The sequence below is a fragment of the Bradyrhizobium sp. Kon37 genome, assembly GCF_055807535.1.
In genome coordinates this window covers 1-261 of record NZ_JBVVOY010000286.1, presented here as the reverse complement: position 1 = coordinate 261, position 261 = coordinate 1, and the positions used below count along the sequence as shown (strand labels likewise).

General features: G+C 59.4%; 1 pseudogene. It reads left to right on the top strand.

The window, feature by feature from the left end:
* Positions 1 to 76 precede the first annotated feature (76 nt).
* A pseudogene (locus tag AC0L3J_RS38175) lies at positions 77 to 261 on the top strand (oxidoreductase); the annotation flags it as partial.

The following is a 261-nucleotide window of genomic DNA, read 5'->3' as shown; positions in this document are numbered from 1 at the left end:
CCCGGTCATGGTGCTCGAAACTCTTCGAAACTCGGCGTTCAGCGCGTTCTTAGTAGGGCAACAGGCAGCTCGCCTCATGCTGGGGAATCAACCCGACGCCAATGGCGCGAGAGGAACGATCATCTTCACGAACGCCAGCGCGGCGCTCAAGGGCTTCCCGTCAAGTGGGGCGTTTGCAATGGCATGTCATGCCAAGTCCGGACTCGCGCAAAGCATGGCAAGAGAATTGATGCCGCAGGGTATCCACATCGCGAACGTGCC